The sequence below is a fragment of the Commensalibacter communis genome (assembly GCF_947179105.1).
In the GTDB taxonomy this organism is placed as follows: domain Bacteria; phylum Pseudomonadota; class Alphaproteobacteria; order Acetobacterales; family Acetobacteraceae; genus Commensalibacter; species Commensalibacter communis.
In genome coordinates, this window is the sequence record NZ_CAMXCK010000001.1 from 856,360 (window position 1) to 872,475 (window position 16,116).

Annotated in this window: 15 protein-coding genes and 1 pseudogene; 7 read left to right on the forward strand and 9 right to left on the reverse strand. The window is 36.4% G+C overall.

Annotation, left to right across the window (positions count from 1 at the left end; translation table 11 throughout):
* From PQG52_RS04030 to PQG52_RS04040, 3 genes and pseudogenes are all read right to left on the reverse strand, one after another.
* Positions 1–582, reverse strand: a pseudogene (locus tag PQG52_RS04030) (anthranilate synthase component II); the annotation flags it as partial.
* A 39-nt stretch (positions 583–621) separates the two neighbouring features.
* A complete protein-coding gene (trpE, locus tag PQG52_RS04035) occupies positions 622–2,145 on the reverse strand; it encodes an anthranilate synthase component I (protein WP_271828030.1) in 1,524 nt (507 codons plus the stop codon).
* A 17-nt stretch (positions 2,146–2,162) separates the two neighbouring features.
* Positions 2,163–4,085, reverse strand: coding sequence for a peptidylprolyl isomerase (locus PQG52_RS04040; RefSeq protein ID WP_271828031.1), 1,923 nt, complete (start codon positions 4,083–4,085; stop codon positions 2,163–2,165).
* 202 nt (positions 4,086–4,287) lie between these two features.
* Between PQG52_RS04040 and tpiA the strand changes: the two genes are divergently transcribed.
* The 4 genes from tpiA to kdsA are packed head-to-tail and all read left to right on the forward strand — an operon-like array spanning position 4,288 to position 7,952.
* Positions 4,288–5,037: a triose-phosphate isomerase gene (gene tpiA / locus PQG52_RS04045; protein WP_271828032.1), complete on the forward strand. Its 750-nt coding sequence runs from the start codon at positions 4,288–4,290 to the stop codon at positions 5,035–5,037.
* Positions 5,038–5,084: 47 nt separating this feature from the next.
* Complete coding sequence (secG, locus tag PQG52_RS04050) at positions 5,085–5,438, forward strand: preprotein translocase subunit SecG (RefSeq protein WP_271788736.1); 354 nt, start codon at positions 5,085–5,087, stop codon at positions 5,436–5,438.
* Between the two features lie 55 nt (positions 5,439–5,493).
* Positions 5,494–7,125: a CTP synthase gene (locus PQG52_RS04055; protein WP_271788735.1), complete on the forward strand. Its 1,632-nt coding sequence runs from the start codon at positions 5,494–5,496 to the stop codon at positions 7,123–7,125.
* Complete coding sequence (gene kdsA, locus PQG52_RS04060; protein WP_271828033.1) at positions 7,122–7,952, forward strand: 3-deoxy-8-phosphooctulonate synthase; 831 nt, start codon at positions 7,122–7,124, stop codon at positions 7,950–7,952. The genes PQG52_RS04055 and kdsA overlap by 4 nt, the downstream gene beginning before the upstream one ends.
* Here the strand turns inward: kdsA and PQG52_RS04065 are convergent.
* On the reverse strand, positions 7,936–8,415 hold the full coding sequence (locus tag PQG52_RS04065; protein ID WP_271828034.1) for a DUF3429 domain-containing protein: 480 nt from the start codon (positions 8,413–8,415) through the stop codon (positions 7,936–7,938). The two genes, kdsA and PQG52_RS04065, sit on opposite strands and share 17 nt — an antisense overlap.
* Before the next feature lie 215 nt (positions 8,416–8,630).
* On the opposite strand from PQG52_RS04065, the gene eno reads away from it, so the two are divergent.
* Together eno and PQG52_RS04075 are read left to right on the forward strand one after the other, a co-directional pair.
* Positions 8,631–9,920 (forward strand): phosphopyruvate hydratase, encoded by a 1,290-nt coding sequence (eno, locus tag PQG52_RS04070; RefSeq protein ID WP_271801346.1) that lies wholly within the window; start codon positions 8,631–8,633, stop codon positions 9,918–9,920.
* 78 nt (positions 9,921–9,998) lie between these two features.
* Positions 9,999–10,328, forward strand: coding sequence for an FtsB family cell division protein (locus PQG52_RS04075; protein WP_271828035.1), 330 nt, complete (start codon positions 9,999–10,001; stop codon positions 10,326–10,328).
* Positions 10,329–10,414: 86 nt separating this feature from the next.
* On the opposite strand, the gene rpmG is transcribed toward PQG52_RS04075, so the two are convergent.
* The 4 genes from rpmG to PQG52_RS04095 form a co-directional block, all read right to left on the reverse strand.
* Positions 10,415–10,582 (reverse strand): 50S ribosomal protein L33, encoded by a 168-nt coding sequence (gene rpmG, locus PQG52_RS04080; protein WP_008853818.1) that lies wholly within the window; start codon positions 10,580–10,582, stop codon positions 10,415–10,417.
* A gap of 192 nt (positions 10,583–10,774) precedes the next feature.
* Entirely contained in the window at positions 10,775–12,169 is a 1,395-nt protein-coding gene (gene bioD / locus PQG52_RS04085; RefSeq protein WP_271828037.1) for a dethiobiotin synthase, read from the reverse strand.
* Entirely contained in the window at positions 12,166–12,831 is a 666-nt protein-coding gene (locus tag PQG52_RS04090) for an alpha/beta fold hydrolase (protein WP_271828038.1), read from the reverse strand. Before PQG52_RS04090 ends, bioD begins: the two co-directional genes overlap by 4 nt.
* The gene (locus PQG52_RS04095; protein WP_271828039.1) at positions 12,828–14,015 is read right to left on the reverse strand and encodes an aminotransferase class I/II-fold pyridoxal phosphate-dependent enzyme; all 1,188 of its coding nucleotides are present in this window, start codon (positions 14,013–14,015) and stop codon (positions 12,828–12,830) included. The genes PQG52_RS04090 and PQG52_RS04095 overlap by 4 nt, the downstream gene beginning before the upstream one ends.
* Positions 14,016–14,092: 77 nt before the next feature.
* On the opposite strand from PQG52_RS04095, the gene PQG52_RS04100 reads away from it, so the two are divergent.
* Positions 14,093–15,340 (forward strand): adenosylmethionine--8-amino-7-oxononanoate transaminase, encoded by a 1,248-nt coding sequence (locus tag PQG52_RS04100; protein WP_271828040.1) that lies wholly within the window; start codon positions 14,093–14,095, stop codon positions 15,338–15,340.
* A 12-nt stretch (positions 15,341–15,352) separates the two neighbouring features.
* Here the strand turns inward: PQG52_RS04100 and PQG52_RS04105 are convergent, their stop codons facing one another.
* The gene (locus PQG52_RS04105) at positions 15,353–16,027 is read right to left on the reverse strand and encodes a hypothetical protein (protein WP_271828042.1); all 675 of its coding nucleotides are present in this window, start codon (positions 16,025–16,027) and stop codon (positions 15,353–15,355) included.
* Between the last annotated feature and the right edge of the window lie 89 nt (positions 16,028–16,116).

Sequence of the window (16,116 nt, forward strand, 5' to 3'; positions counted from 1 at the left end):
TTTTTTTTTATTCCATTCTTTTGCAGTATCTATAAAGTTTTGTAAAAGTTCATGTCCTTGTTCGGAAGCAATACTTTCAGGATGAAATTGTACAGCGTGTATCGGCAATTCTTTATGTTGAAAAGCCATTAAAATACGGTCTTCTGTAAATGCTGTTGGTAAAAAGCTATCTGGTAATGTATCCATTTGCACCACCAGAGAATGATAGCGGGTCACTCTCAAAGGATTTTTTAACCCCTTAAAAACACCCTCACCCGTGTGAAATATTGGGAATATTTTACCATGTGCGGGATTTTCTTTCACAACTTTTGCACCAAAAGCCTGACCAATCGCTTGATGTCCAAGGCATACGCCTAGTATAGGAATAGTTGGTGCAGCTGCTTTAATTAAATCACAACAAATTCCTGCTTCTGAAGGGCTACATGGTCCAGGTGAAATAACAATCGCTTCTGGTTTTAATGCAATGGCTTCTTTAACAGTAATCGCATCATTGCGATAAACCTGACACTCATGTCCTAAATCTCCAAAATACTGGACAAGATTATAGGTAAAACTATCATAATTATCGATAAATAAAATCATGTGGCATTGCCAATCAATAAAATCTTCATGTTAAATTATTCATTCTGTTACTATATTGGATTTATTTGCTTTGGGGTCAATATTGGGAACAAATAAATGTGCATCTTCAGCGGCACGGAACAAAGCTCTGGCTTTATGTCTTGTTTCTTCATACTCAGCTTCAGGGTCACTATCTGCAACGACACCACAGCCTGCCTGCACATACATCGTATCATCTTTGATTAAGGCGGTTCGTAGACCGATACAAGTATCCATACTGCCATCAGCTCCAAAATATCCAATACATCCCGCATAAGTTGCGCGTTGTGTATGTTCAATTTCATCCAAGATTTCCATTGCTCTAATTTTCGGAGCTCCTGTTAAAGTGCCAGCAGGAAATCCAGCAATCAAAGCGTCTAATGCAGTCAGATTTTCTTTCAGTTTTCCTTCGACATTCGAGGAAATATGCATCACGTGACTAAATCGTTCAATAACGAATTGTTCTGTTACTTTTACAGAACCAATTTCACTCACTCGACCAACATCGTTACGACCCAAATCAATAAGCATTAAATGTTCGGCCAATTCTTTTTGATCGGCTAATAAATCTTGTTCTAATTGCAAATCTTCTTCTGGAGTTTTCCCTCTTGGACGAGTGCCCGCTAATGGTCTAACGGTAACTGTTCCATCGCGAAGCCGAACGAGGATTTCAGGCGATGATCCTACCAAAGCAAAATTTTCCAATTGTAAACAAAATAGAAATGGTGCCGGATTAATCTTTCTCAAGGAGCGATATAAAGCGATAGGCGGTAATGTAAACGGTATTGAAAAGCGTTGGCTAGGTACAACTTGGAAAGCATCCCCTTCAAAAATATATTCTTTAATTTTGTCAATGGCTTGTTTGAACTCATCTTTGTTAAAAGTCGAAATAGGTGTCTCAGATTGTTTAATGGAGGCTTTATTAATTTTTTTATCTGAAGGCAAAGGCTCGTTTAGTGCATCTTGTGCTTTTTCAAGAAGTTTTTTCGCCCGCTCTTGTTCTTCAGCTGTTTTTTCTCTTAATGGGACTGCCAATGTCAGTTCATCAAGAACGGTGTCAAAGATCGCAAAGATAGAGGGTCTAATCATGATCCCTTCAGGTAAATTCAAATCATTCTTTGGAGGGTTCGGTAAATGCTCCATTTGTCTGACCATATCATACCCCAAATAACCAAATATACCTCCTACCATAGGAGGAATATCTTCAGGAATATTCAGTTGACTGTCTGCAATAAAGCGTTGAAGGGATTGAATAGGATGAATATCTTGCGCTATAAATTGGTCAGGATGATTCAATGGGTCTGTATTGATAGACACCTTCCCTTGCTTACATTTCCAAATAACGTCAGGCAATAATCCAATGATAGAATAACGTGCTCTTGATACGCCCCCTTGTACACTCTCAAGCAAGAAAATATTCTTTGGATCTTCCCCTGCAATAGCAGATAATTGCAAAAAAGCAGAAACAGGCGTAATGAGATCAGCTGATTTTACAGTATAAATTACTGTCTGTTTTTTATTTATAATAAAATCATCGTAAGACACTGAAATATAGTCCTTTTTTAATAATTACCCTGTTTAACAATTGCATCAACGGCTTTTTGATTAACGTCAACTTTGCCTTGTTTATTCACGAAAATAACAAAACTTGAATAAATATCATCCCCATTAGCTTGTATTAAATTATCTTTAAGCTTTTTATAAGCAGAAGAGTCATCTTTGGGGGCTGGTGTTGTAATATTACTTAATGACGCAACATAAAAACTGTCGGGAGATTCTACCATTGTCGTTTGTCCAATCTGCATTGAAAATGCTTGAGATTGCAATTCTGGTGGTAGAGTTTTCAATGGATTAAGGCGTGAAAAAGACTCACTCACTTTGACTGGAAATTGTTGAATTCCTAAATCTTGAATAGGTTTATGATTATCTTGAGCTTGTTTAAAGACCGCTGTTGCAGCAATATTCGCTTGTCTTTTAATATTTTGTTGCTGCCATGAATGTAATACTAAATCTTTGGCTTTATCAAATGTTTCTTGGTGCGCTGGTACAATATCTTCAACAACGAACGCATAGTAAATATTACTCTCACCTAGGATCAAAGATGCTGGAGCATTTTTTGCTTTTGAGAAAATATTAACGAGCATTGTTTTTTTAACCTTTTCATCAGAAGGAAGTGGAGCTGGATTTCCTTGTAATGTTAGGCCTTGTTCATTTAACGTTCCTGTAACAGCAATGATGCCCAAGCCACCTAATTTACTCAATTGATCTTCATCAAGCCCTTGGCTGCCTGCTAATACATCTTGAATTTTTTTGATGTTATTGGGGAAATCTTGTTTAGATTGTGATTGCACAAGCTCTGATTTGAGTTGATCTTTGACTTGGTCCAACGCAATTTCATGAGGCGGGACAATCCCAGTGACCTTAAAAACACTCCAACCCATAGGGGTTTTAACGGGTGTAGATACTGTATTTACAGCAGCTTTTTGTACAGCATTAGCCAACTCTACTGAGGGAGAAGATTGGGGGGTAAATTCAGGTATTGTGGTTGCAAAACCACTATTTTGCTGTGCTTGCTTTTGAATATTTTCCCAAGTTTCTTTGCCCCATGAAGCTGCAATATTTTCAGCAGCTTTTTGATCTTTGACTGTTACAATTTCAAGGTTCTTTGACTCTGGTTTTTGGAATTCTTTTTTTCTAGAATTGTAATATTGTGAAACCTGTTGGTCAGATATTTCCACCCCTTTTTGGACTGTTTCAGGTGAAATAAAAATTAATTTGATCTTTCTATACTCAGGAACAGTAAATTCTGACGAATGATTTTCATAGTATCTTTTTAATACTGCATCTGATGGATTAGCATCAGGTTTATAAGTATTGAACGGCACTTGGATATAATTTAGTTGTCTTGTTTCGTTGCTGAAGGCAAATATATTTTTAGCCATAATATCTGATGCTGAAGCTCCAGAAACGAGAGGAACTGTCAGGCCAGATATGATTAGTTGATTACGCAACATTTCCAGAAATTGGACTTCGGTCTGGTTAGTTTGTCTGATATATTGATTAAACAACTCCCGATCAAATTTGCCATCTTTTTGAAAAGCGGGAAAAGAAAATACTAGATTTCGCAGTGCTTCATCGGAAACAGCTAGTCCTGATTTTTCTGCTGTAACAATTAAATTATCTTCGATAATCAATTTTTGCAAAGCTTGATTAACCAATCTTGCTCTTACGCCGTTAGGAATTTGGGATTTATCAGAAAATCCTTGTTGTGCAGCATATTGTTGCAGTTGCATGTTTGCTGCCGAATCTAATTGTTGCAATGTGATGGTTTTATCACTAACCCAAGCCACAACATTGTTATCTCGATGAGACCAAGTGTCGATAATAGTTTCGGCACCCCAACTGATAAATACAAGAAAGATAAGGCCAACGATGACGCGCCCAAACCATGAATCAATAAGTAAATGTCTTAACCGAGACAACATGTAACGTAACCTAAATAATTTAAAGACGAATTAAATACTCTGTAATTATGTAGCAATAACCTATATATGATTAAGCTGCAAAAAAAATGTTATAGCTTTTGAATTATACCAAAATAATATATTGTATGATAACATCTTTTGATTATAAATCGAACCTTTATAATCCAATATAAAGTAATTATTCATTTAGGGAGCATTTAATATGGCTAAACCAATCATTATTGGCAATTGGAAAATGAATGGCTTATCAGAAGAAGCAGATCATATTGTGTCTGCTTTATTGACTTATGCTGAACAAAATCAAAATTTTGCGCCAACAGTTATCTGCCCTCCCTTTACGCAACTCTATCATATTCGCAAACATGTTAAGAACACTCCTTATGCATTAGGTGCTCAGGATTGTCATATCGCTGAAAAAGGTGCTTATACTGGGGATATTTCTGCTGCCATGTTAAAAGATGTTGGCGCAGAATATGTGATACTGGGTCATTCTGAACGCAGAGCTGAACATAAAGAGAGCAATGAACTCGTTAATAAAAAAGCTGTCGCTGCATATAAATCTGGATTATTACCGATTGTTTGTATTGGTGAAACCAAAGAAGAACGAGACTCTAATCAGTATAAAGATGTCATTGCTAATCAAATCAAAGGATCGTTGCCTGAACATTTTAACGGTCTAGTAGCATACGAGCCCGTATGGGCGATCGGCACAGGTGTATCAGCCAAAAATGAAGATATTGCCGAAGTGATTTTATTTATTCGTGAAAAACTTGTTGCTCAATACGGAGAAAATGGTAAAAAAACACCTATATTATATGGTGGATCAGTTAAACCAAATAATGTAAAAGATATTTTTGCAATTCCCGAGCTGGGTGGTGTATTAGTTGGTGGGGTCAGTTTAATTCCTGAAGACTTCTTGCAACTGGTTACAATTGCTCAAGATTTTATATAATTTAAAAACATCTCTTTCTTGACTGCTAGTGAAAGTATACTAAACACATGATGACTATTCTTCTAATTGTACAATTATTGGTTACTCTTGCATTGATTGGCGTTGTATTAATTCAACGTAGCGAAGGTGGTGGTTTAGGTATCGGAAGCAGTCAAGGAATGGGTTCTTTTATGACTGGGCGTGGTACAACAAATTTGTTAACACGTACCACAGGTATATTGGCAGCGGCTTTTATGGTGTTATGTATCGTTATTGCTATTTTATATAAAAATGAAGCACAAGATAAAAGAAAAAGTCTTTTAGATATCGTTCCACAACAAACAAGTCAATCACAACCAAAACCTGCTGCTCAACCACAACCTCAGCCTCAACAAACTGAGAAAACAACACCAAATAAATAATTTTATTTAACATCTATATAATTAACTCTAGTTAGATCAATATAAAGAAGGCTTCATGACGCGATTTGTGTTTATTACTGGTGGTGTGGTTTCCTCATTAGGGAAAGGCATCGCCTCTGCTGCGTTGGCAAGTTTATTGCAAGCACGTGGTTATTCTGTTCGTTTAAGAAAATTAGATCCTTATTTAAATGTCGATCCAGGCACCATGAGCCCTTATCAGCATGGTGAAGTTTTTGTCACGAATGATGGTGCTGAAACAGATCTAGATTTGGGGCATTATGAACGATTTACTGGGGTTGATGCAACACGTCATGATAACGCAACTTCTGGACGAATTTACTCAGATGTCATGATGCGTGAACGACGTGGGGATTATCTGGGTGCAACTGTACAAGTCATCCCTCATATTACCAATGCGATTAAATCAGTTATTTTACAAGATGCTGATGAAGTTGATTTCATGTTAGTTGAGATCGGTGGAACAGTTGGTGATATCGAAAGTCTACCCTTCCTAGAAGCTATTCGTCAACTTCGAAATGATTTAGGTAATGAGCAAACGCTTTTCATGCATTTGACTTTGGTTCCATGGATTGCTTCTGCTGGCGAATTAAAAACGAAACCAACGCAGCATTCAGTTAAAGAGCTTCAAAATGTTGGGATTCAGCCTCAAATCTTATTATGTCGCTGTGATCGTACTATACCAAAGCACGAACGACAAAAAATAGCTAATTTTTGTAATGTCAGAACTGAGTCTGTAGTCCCTGCACTCGACGTAGATACAATTTATGGTTGTCCAATCGAATATCATAAAGAAGGTTTAGATACAGAAGTTCTTCGTCATTTCAATCTTCCTTATGATAAAGAACCAGATCTGAGTAAATGGTATAAAATTCTAGATGCGCTCAGAAATCCAGAAAGCGAAGTAACCGTTTCAATTGTTGGTAAATATACTGCTTTACTCGATAGTTATAAATCTTTGATCGAGGCTTTACTTCACGGTGGCATAGCCCATAGAGTCAAAGTCAATATTAATTGGATCAAAGCTGAAGATTTAGAAGATTCAGAAGATACAAGCAGTTTTTTTGTAAATTCAAATGCGATTTTGGTCCCTGGTGGATTTGGTGAACGAGGTAGCGAAGGTAAGATCAAAGCTATTCGTTATGCTCGAGAAAACAATATTCCGTTTCTAGGTATTTGTTTTGGTATGCAAATGGCTGTGGTTGAGTGTGCAAGAAATCTTGCTGGTTTACCTAAAGCTTCATCATCGGAATTTGGCCCGACAGATGAACCTCTGGTCGGCTTATTAACAGAATGGATTGATTCTGGACAAGTTAAGCGTCGTTATTCTGGTGATAATATGGGGGGTACCATGCGTCTTGGAGCATATACTGCCGAGCTTACACCTGATTCAAAAGTTGCGGCAATGTACGGTAGTACGACCATTCATGAACGTCACCGCCATCGTTACGAAGTTAATATACATTATCAAGAACAAATTGAACGTGCTGGATTAAAGTTTTCTGGTCTCTCCCCTGATAAAGTGTTGCCAGAGGTGGTCGAATATGAAAATCATCCTTGGTTCATTGCGGTGCAATATCACCCAGAATTAAAATCAAAACCATTCGCCCCTCATCCATTATTTTCGGGCTTCATTGAAGCTGCGATTAAACAGGAAAAATCAAAATGAATTTGAATAAATCAGTTCAAGTTGGCTCTTTAACCATCGCCAATAATCTTCCTTTTACATTGATTGCAGGGCCATGTCAGATTGAATCTCTGGAGCATGCTTTAAAAACTGCACAAAGATTGAAAGAGATTTGCGAAGAGCAACATATTGGATTGATTTATAAAAGTTCTTTTGACAAAGCAAATCGCACCAGCATAAAGACTCAGAGAGGCCTTGGGATGGAACAAGGCCTTGAAATATTAAATGAAGTTAAGGTTAAATTGGGACTGCCGATTCTTACGGACATTCATTTACCTGAGCAATGCGATAAAGTGGCTTTGGTCGCTGATATTTTGCAGATCCCTGCTTTTTTGTGCCGTCAAACTGACTTATTAATCGCTGCTGCACAAACAAATAAAGTAATTAATGTTAAAAAAGGTCAGTTTTTAGCTCCATGGGATATGAGAAATGTTGCTGATAAAATTGCATCTTCAGGAAACGAGAAAATCTTGTTGTGTGATCGAGGAACTTCTTTTGGATATAATACATTAGTCAGCGATATGCGCGGTTTGCCGATTATGGCGCAAACGGGATATCCCGTTGTATTTGATGCGACTCATTCCGTTCAACAACCTGGTGGAATGGGTAATTCCTCTGGTGGCCAACGTGAATTTGTCAGTTACCTTGCCAAAGCTGCTATGGCTGTTGGTGTGGCTGCATTATTTGTGGAAACGCACGAAGATCCGGACAATGCCCCAAGTGATGGTCCTAATATGATTAAATTAGATGACTTACCTGCACTTTTACAGAAATTGGTTCAAATTGATCGGATTACCAAGGAGTTCTAGAAATTACCGCACCGATGAGGCACAGCTGAATAACAAATGTTGTTAGCCATCTCATCGTTCGATAACCGGCGGGCTGCTCTGACGGTAAATAGGAATTTCTTTCCAAAAATAAGGTGGCTGCAAACCCGATAATAAGAAATAATATGGCCATAGACCATTTATGATAAGCAGTTAAGATAATAGCCAATTCACCAAATAAACAAGGCACCACAGCGATCGATAACCGTTTTTTATCAATCGTGTTAACATTATTATCCAACAAAATCACGGGTTTTTGCATCGAAAGAATCCAATTAATTCCTCCAATAAATGACAATATAATTGTCGCATATCCTACGAAAGCTGGTAATAATATAGGTAACATTGTTTGTGGTGAATAAAACATCATTATTAACACCATCATCACTAGTGGAATAGGTGATAATACCCCCAGTAAAAATGGTAAAAGAGGTATTTGTTTCATTATATCATTCCTCAAACTTATAATTATGTTTCTAAAATAAATTATTGACTATCTAGCAAAAAAATAATTTTTTAACTATAGTAATACTCATTTAACAAAGTTCCTTTGCTAATACATATGCTTTAATATTGCTTAATAATCAAGTTTCAGCAATATTAGATTCATGTGATTTTATTTTCGATAATTTTTAACACTTTTATACGTTAGGATAAAAAATGAGTGCAATTATTGACATCGTAGCACGTGAAATTCTCGATAGTCGTGGCACACCAACCATCGAAGTTGATGTTGAATTAGAAAGCGGTGTTGTTGGACGTGCAGCAGTACCTTCTGGTGCATCTACTGGCGTTCATGAAGCCGTTGAACTTCGTGATGATGATAAAAACCGTTATTTTGGTAAAGGTGTTTTAAAAGCTGTTAATAATGTTAATAGCGAAATCCTAGAAGCATTAGTAGGTATTGAATCACTAGATCAAATGCTTGTTGATGAAGTGATGATTGAGCTCGATGGTACACCAAACAAAGGTCGTTTGGGTGCGAATGCGACTTTGGGTGTTTCAATGGCAACTGCGAAGGCATCTGCTGAAGAATTAGGTATTCCTTTATATCGTTATCTTGGCTCTCCTTATTCTCACGTATTACCAGTTCCCATGATGAATATCGTTAATGGCGGTAAACATGCAGACAATCCTATTGATATTCAAGAATTTATGATTGTTCCTCATGGTGCATCTTCTATCGCTGAAGCTGTCAGAATGGGTGCAGAAGTTTTCCAAGCGCTTAAAAAAGATTTACATGCAGCAGGGTTAAATACGAGCGTTGGTGATGAAGGTGGTTTCGCCCCTAACCTTAAGTCTGCACATGAAGCATTAGAACATATTATGAAAGCGATTGAAAAAGCTGGCTATAAACCTGGCGAAGAAATTTCATTAGCTTTAGATCTTGCCTCATCTGAATTTTATAAAGATGGCAAATATAACATGACTGGCGAAGGAAAAATCTTCAGCTCAAGTGAAATGGTCGATTATATCGTTGGTCTTTGTAACAATTTCCCCATTATTTCAGCTGAAGATGGATGTGCTGAAGATGACTGGGAAGGTTGGGCAGAAATGACCCAAAAATTAGGAAACAAAATCCAACTTGTTGGCGATGATTTATTTGTTACCAACCCTACAAGACTTGCAAAGGGCATTAAACAAAATATTGCAAATTCTTTATTAGTTAAAGTTAACCAAATTGGAACATTAACTGAAACATTCAGAGCGATGGAATTGGCTCATCGTCATGGTTATTCAACGGTAGTCAGCCATCGTTCAGGTGAAACAGAAGATGCAACCATTGCAGATTTAGCTGTGGCAACCAATGCAGGTCAGATCAAGACAGGTTCTTTGTCTCGTTCAGATCGTATTGCCAAATATAATCAATTGATTAGAATTGAAGAAGATTTGGGTAATGCAGCAAGATATGCTGGTCGTAACGCATTTAAAGCATTAGAAATTTTGTAATCAAATGCTTGACAAAATCGGAACAATTAGATTATTTCCGATTTTGTCACTATATAGAATCATTTAAGGGAATATCGAATGCGTTTTTTTCATTTTGTTAAAAAACTAGTTAAATCAGTTATTCCCCCTATTTTCTTTTTAAGCCTCACTGGCTTTTTTATGTGGAATACCTTAAATGGCGACCATGGATTAAAAAGCTATTATGTTCAGCAAAAACTATTGGTTGAAGCTGAACAAGCTCAACAAGACGCTATCTCAGAGCAGCAAACTTGGGGTAGAAGAGTTATTGGGTTAAAAGAAGGTCATTTAGACAAAGATCTATTAGATGAACGCACTCGCGTCATGTTAAGTTTTTCACAGGAAAATGAAATTATCATACCTTATAAAGCAAATGATCATCTCTATTAAGATGCGTTATATATCCAAGGCATAAAAAAAGCTGGCGCAAATAAAATTGCCCAGCTTTTTTATTTGTTCAATTTCGTAGAGAAAAATTATTTAATTTTTGCTTCACGGAAAACAACATGTTTACGAACAACTGGATCGTATTTTTTTAATTCCATTTTACCAGTATGTGCTCTTGCATTCTTTCTGGTTACATAGAAAAAACCTGTTTCAGCAGTTGAAAGTAATTTAATTTGAATTGTGTTACTTTTAGCCATTACATCCTCGTTTTGATCAGCTTATCTTTGTATTAAAATATTGCTTTTATACTAAATGCTTATATTTTATAAAAAGATCAAGTTAAATCTTAAAATCCTGTTATTTTCATACAATTTTTTTATCATTTGTCAAATGATATCAAATCATAAATCCCTGTTGATGTTCTTTATACTATAAATTATTCAATAACTCTAATAAAATAATGTGATTTCTTGTTTAAATTGAGCAATAAATTGATCGGTAATCTGATCCATTCGTGGAACCTCTGCAATCACCTTAATATTTCCATGACGTTCTATTGCTTCTTTATTAGCCAGGTTTTGATTACCATTCAAAATTACCCCAGCAATAGGAATATGATGGTTTCTTAAGCTCTCGATTGTCAAAAGGGTATGGTTTAATGTTCCTAATTCGGTTCTTGCAACAATCACAACAGGTAAATTCACTTTTCTCATCATTTGGATCATATATTGAGAGTCTGCGATAGGAACCAAAACTCCCCCTGCTCCTTCAACAATATAAGGTCTATTTTGAGTTGCTAGAAAGAAATCTAGTTTGTTAATATCTAATTGAAACCCTTCGAGTTTAGCTGCTGCTTCTGGAGATAAGGGTTCTTGTAAGGCTACTAGTGGTGGGATTATCTGATTATCACGGGTTTGTGCTAGTATTTGAACTGTTTTGCTATCACCAAAATCGCTCTTCAGCCCTGTTTGCATCGGTTTCCAATAGGTTGCGTTTAATGCTTTAGTTAAACATGCCGACACAAAGGTTTTACCAACATCTGTATCTGTGCCTGTGACAAAAAATCCCTTTGCTGCATATCGTCTAAAACTACCCAAAGCCACTTCATAGGTCGTATATCCATAATTAAGATCAAATTGGGCAATAATCTTGCGCAATTGTCCTGCTGATAATGGTTTGTGCATGTTAGAAGAAGTATGGGCGCCAATGTTACGCAGCCCTTTAATAAAATCAATTCCATTTTCAACTGATTCTATAATGGTTTCGGCCTGCCAAAAACCACCACCAACTTTAGAGGGCCAATAAGATTCTAGGGTTTTTACATCAGGATAGGATTGAAAAGAATAATGACAATGATTCTGAGTATATAGTTGACGCCATTCTTCAAAGCTCTTTTGAGCCAATGTAGAACATACTAAATATCCATTGGGGTTTAATAATGCTGTAATTGATTGTAATGATTGCTCTAAATTCTCAAACCATTGAAATGCAAGGCTGGAAACAATAAGATCAAAAGATTGCTCCAGATCAATCGCTTCTCCATCCATCACTTTGAATTCAATATTTAGATTGTTATTATATTTCTCTTTGACCCGTTCAACCATGTGAACAGAAATATCGGTAATTAAAAATTGAGCCTTCGGAAATAATTTAATTAAATATTGGGTTAAGAAACCTGTTCCGCAGCCGATTTCTAATATCGATATAGGCCGAGAAAAATCGATGTCTATTGTTTTAATAAAGCTGACTAACCGCTTTACAACAATCTTTTGAATATGGGCTGATTGTTCATAGGATTCAGCGTTGTCAAAAGAATGGATAATTTTTTGTTTATAAGAATTCATGATTTCAACGCAATATCTTTAATGATTTTGGCACAAATTTCAGGTTGAAAGATAGGAAGAGCATGGGTATTATCTTCTATCCAAAGAATAGGATGGGATTTAAAAGAACCTCCTGTCATATCAGAAGATACGACAGGGTCATTTTTGGACGATACTATAGTTAGTCTATCCGTAATAGAAGGCAAAACATTTCGAAAATCTTCGGTTTCCAAAATTTCCAACCCTGTTTGTAATGCAGAAGCATTCATTTGATTGGGTACCTTACCAACATATCGACATTGTTGATAAAATTGAGATAGCACTGAATAAACATCATTATCAATCCCTTTTGACATTCGCTGTAAAATACGGGATGGAACACCGGATAAATAATTTTCGGCTTTCGAGAAACGTAGGAAACTATTGATTGCTATATAATGATGAAATGTATGTGGAAACTGTTTTAATAAATATAACAAACCCAAAGAGTGCCCTATCGCTATCGTATTAGGAATTCGTTGAGAAAGTTCGTAAATATCATCACTTGATGTTGATATATTATTTACAAACCCTAGATCAATATATTCTTTTGAGAATCCATTTAATAGGCAACTAACAGGTTCCCAGAAATTTTTGGAAAACCCCCATCCATGCACGAATAGTAAGTGATACTTTTGAATCATATTCTTTTCCATAAGAATGGTTTTTGTTTAATCAACATATGTATCTTCTCAAGTAAATGTTGAATATCTTTAGGCTGATGTGCGGCACTTAAGGTCAATCTTAATCTACTACTATTAATAGGAACGGTTGGTGGACGGATTGGTGTGATCCATATTTTTTTCTCTCTCAACAATTGCGTGATTTCTAATGCATTTTCAGCAGACCCAACGATAAGTGGTATAATCTGAGAAACCGTATCTCCGACATCCACTCCCCATCCTACCAATTGTTGTTTAACCAATAAACATTGTGCTTGAAAGTAGTCACGTTCAGCATTCAACGTTGGGATCAACTCTAAGGCTGCTGCAATACTCCCGCTAACTGCTGGTGGTAAAGCAGTCGTATGAATAAAACCCGAGCAATAATTAATTAGCCAATCACATAATACTTTGGAGCCTGCAATATATGCCCCAAAACTGCCCCAAGCTTTGCTGAATGTGCCCATAGTTAAATCTGCGTAAGAGGATGCTAATCCTTGTCCATGTGTCCCCAGCACTCCTGTAGCATGTGCATCGTCTAGGAATAAAAAGGCTTGATATTCATCAGCTAGCTTCCTTAAACTTTGCAAGTCAGCTTGATCACCATCCATACTAAAAATTGTTTCAGTAATAATTAATTTACTGCCATTTTCATTTTGTATAGAATCCAATCGTTCTTGCAAGTGTTTCATATCATTATGACGGAAACGAATCTGTTTCGTTTGTCCTGCTTTACAGCCATAATGGAGGCTTGCATGATTGAGTTTATCAGTAATTACCCATACAGGCTTTGGCAAATTTTCTAATAAACATGAGATTACGGCAACATTGGCTTGCCATCCAGAGGCAAAAATGAGTGCTGCTTCAGTGCCTAAGAACTTTGCCAAATCAGCTTCTATTGTTTCATGGTATGAAGTATGACCGGTTACCAAACGAGAAGCAGAACAGCCAACCCCATATTGTTCAATCCATTCTTGGCTTTTCTGCTTCAAATATGGATTAAAAGATAGACCGAGATAATCATTGCTCGAAAAATTAAGATATTCTTGATTTCGATAGTTTAACCGAACAGAACTTATCGCATCAATTGGCGTCAGGTTTCTAAGTATTCCCTGTTGTTTTCTTTTAGATAAAGACTCTTGAAAAAGATGGTCGAAATAATTCATGAAAATAATCTGTTTGAGTTCGTGTAAAGATTTCGTTAATTTTAACTTTTAATCTTTCTCTTTTATATGCAAAGAAAATGTCTGGTTCAATGGTTAAAAATATTTGGCTACCTTATACACAAATGAAAACTTGCAATAATCCTGTAATTGCAGAAAAAACAAAAGGCTCTGTCATTACACTACAAGATGGTACAGAACTGATAGACGGTATTGCCTCTTGGTGGACAGCATGTCACGGATATAATCATCCTTATATTGCAAATCATGTACAGCAACAGCTACAAAAAATGCCACATATTATGTTTGGTGGAATGATTCATGAACCCGCAATCAGTTTGTCGACGAAACTAGCAGAATTATTGCCTGGGGATTTAAATAAAGTTTTTTTTACGGAATCGGGCTCTGTTGCTGTTGAAGTCGCGATGAAAATGGCTATTCAATTTTGGTTAAATCAAAATAAAATGGCCAAAACAAAGATTCTGTCCTTTTATGGTGGGTATCATGGGGATACAATGGCAACGATGGCAGTTTGTGACCCAGAAGAAGGAATGCATCATTTATTTAAAGACGTGTTACCTCATCAGCATATTATTGCTTTGCCAACAACAAAGGAACTACAACAGCAATTCAGTCATTTTCTAGAAAATCACCATCAAGAAACTGCTGCAATCTTGATTGAACCATTGGTTCAAGGGGCTGGAGGAATGTTATTTCACGATCAAGAACTTTTGTTATTTTTACGTCAACAAGCCGATCATTATAATATTTTGCTTATTTTTGATGAAATTTTTACAGGTCTAGGACGTACAGGCAGTCTTTTTGCATGTAATCAAGCCGACATCGTTCCTGATATTATAACCTTATCTAAAGCCCTTAGCGGTGGAACTATGGCTTTGGCAACAACAATTGCTAGAGAACATATATTTAATGGTTTTCTATCCGATAAAGAGAGTCATGCCTTAATGCATGGACCAACCTTTATGGCTAATCCTTTAGCGTGTTCTTGTGCTAATGCGTCTTTAAATTTATTCAATCACTATGATTGGAAGAATAATGTCAAAAAAATAGAAGCGCAACTATCAGAAGAATTATCAATTTGCCGTCAATTAGAAGTAGTAAAAGACGTTAGAGTAAAAGGTGCTATCGGTGTTGTAGAGCTCTATAAAATCAAGAATATGAATTTACTCAAAAAACAATTGTTGCAACATAAGGTTTGGATTAGACCTTTCAGAAATATTATCTATTTAACCCCATCTTTTACGATCACAACTGCCGAGTTAAGTCAATTAACTCGTGCAATATATGAGGTCTTGATTCAATTATAATCATTGAAAGAGCTATTTAATAACGGTTTTTTCTTTTTGATCATTTGAATGGACAGAGTTTGCTTTTGAAGTAGACTCTGATTCATCTTTATTTTTTTTGCTTTTAGGCGTTTTTGAATCTGGAACAATTGAGACTTTACCCATTGAGTTAATAACCGTATTTGTTCCATCACCATTTGGAATAATAATTGGAGCATCATTCATATTTTTTTCAATATATTTTGGTGCGTGGTCATCAATATGGTCAGGTAAAGCCCCTTCGTCGATTTTAATTGTATTAATTGCGGCACCATTCTTAATTAAATTCTTCTCACCAGCACTTAAGTCGCCATCTTCTGGGAAGTCAGAGGGTAGAGAATGGTTTTGACCTTGTTCATGTTTCACAACATCTTCATCAGCACCAAATGCATGGCTGTAATCTGACAAAGAAAAAGATTGTTCATCATTTGCAACGTCACTTAGTGTTGGTAAAGCCGGAGGACGAGATGGCCAAATATTTTCGCCTTGCGGAAGAATCGGTGTCGAAGCAACAGTTTCACCACGAACTTTCATCATGTTTTCAGAGTTACCTTGAGGAGCTTCAGGATTACTCCCTGGTAATCTTACCGTATCATCTAAAAATCTATCAAATCCAGAGCAACCACTAAGCAGTAACATCGTTGCCATAAGAGCAGCATAACTCCGCATCTATAGCCTCCAACTTATAATAAAATCAAAACAGACTGCAATTTGCCTGTTATGTAAAAAAATCTCAAGAAAAAAATTACTAGATGAAT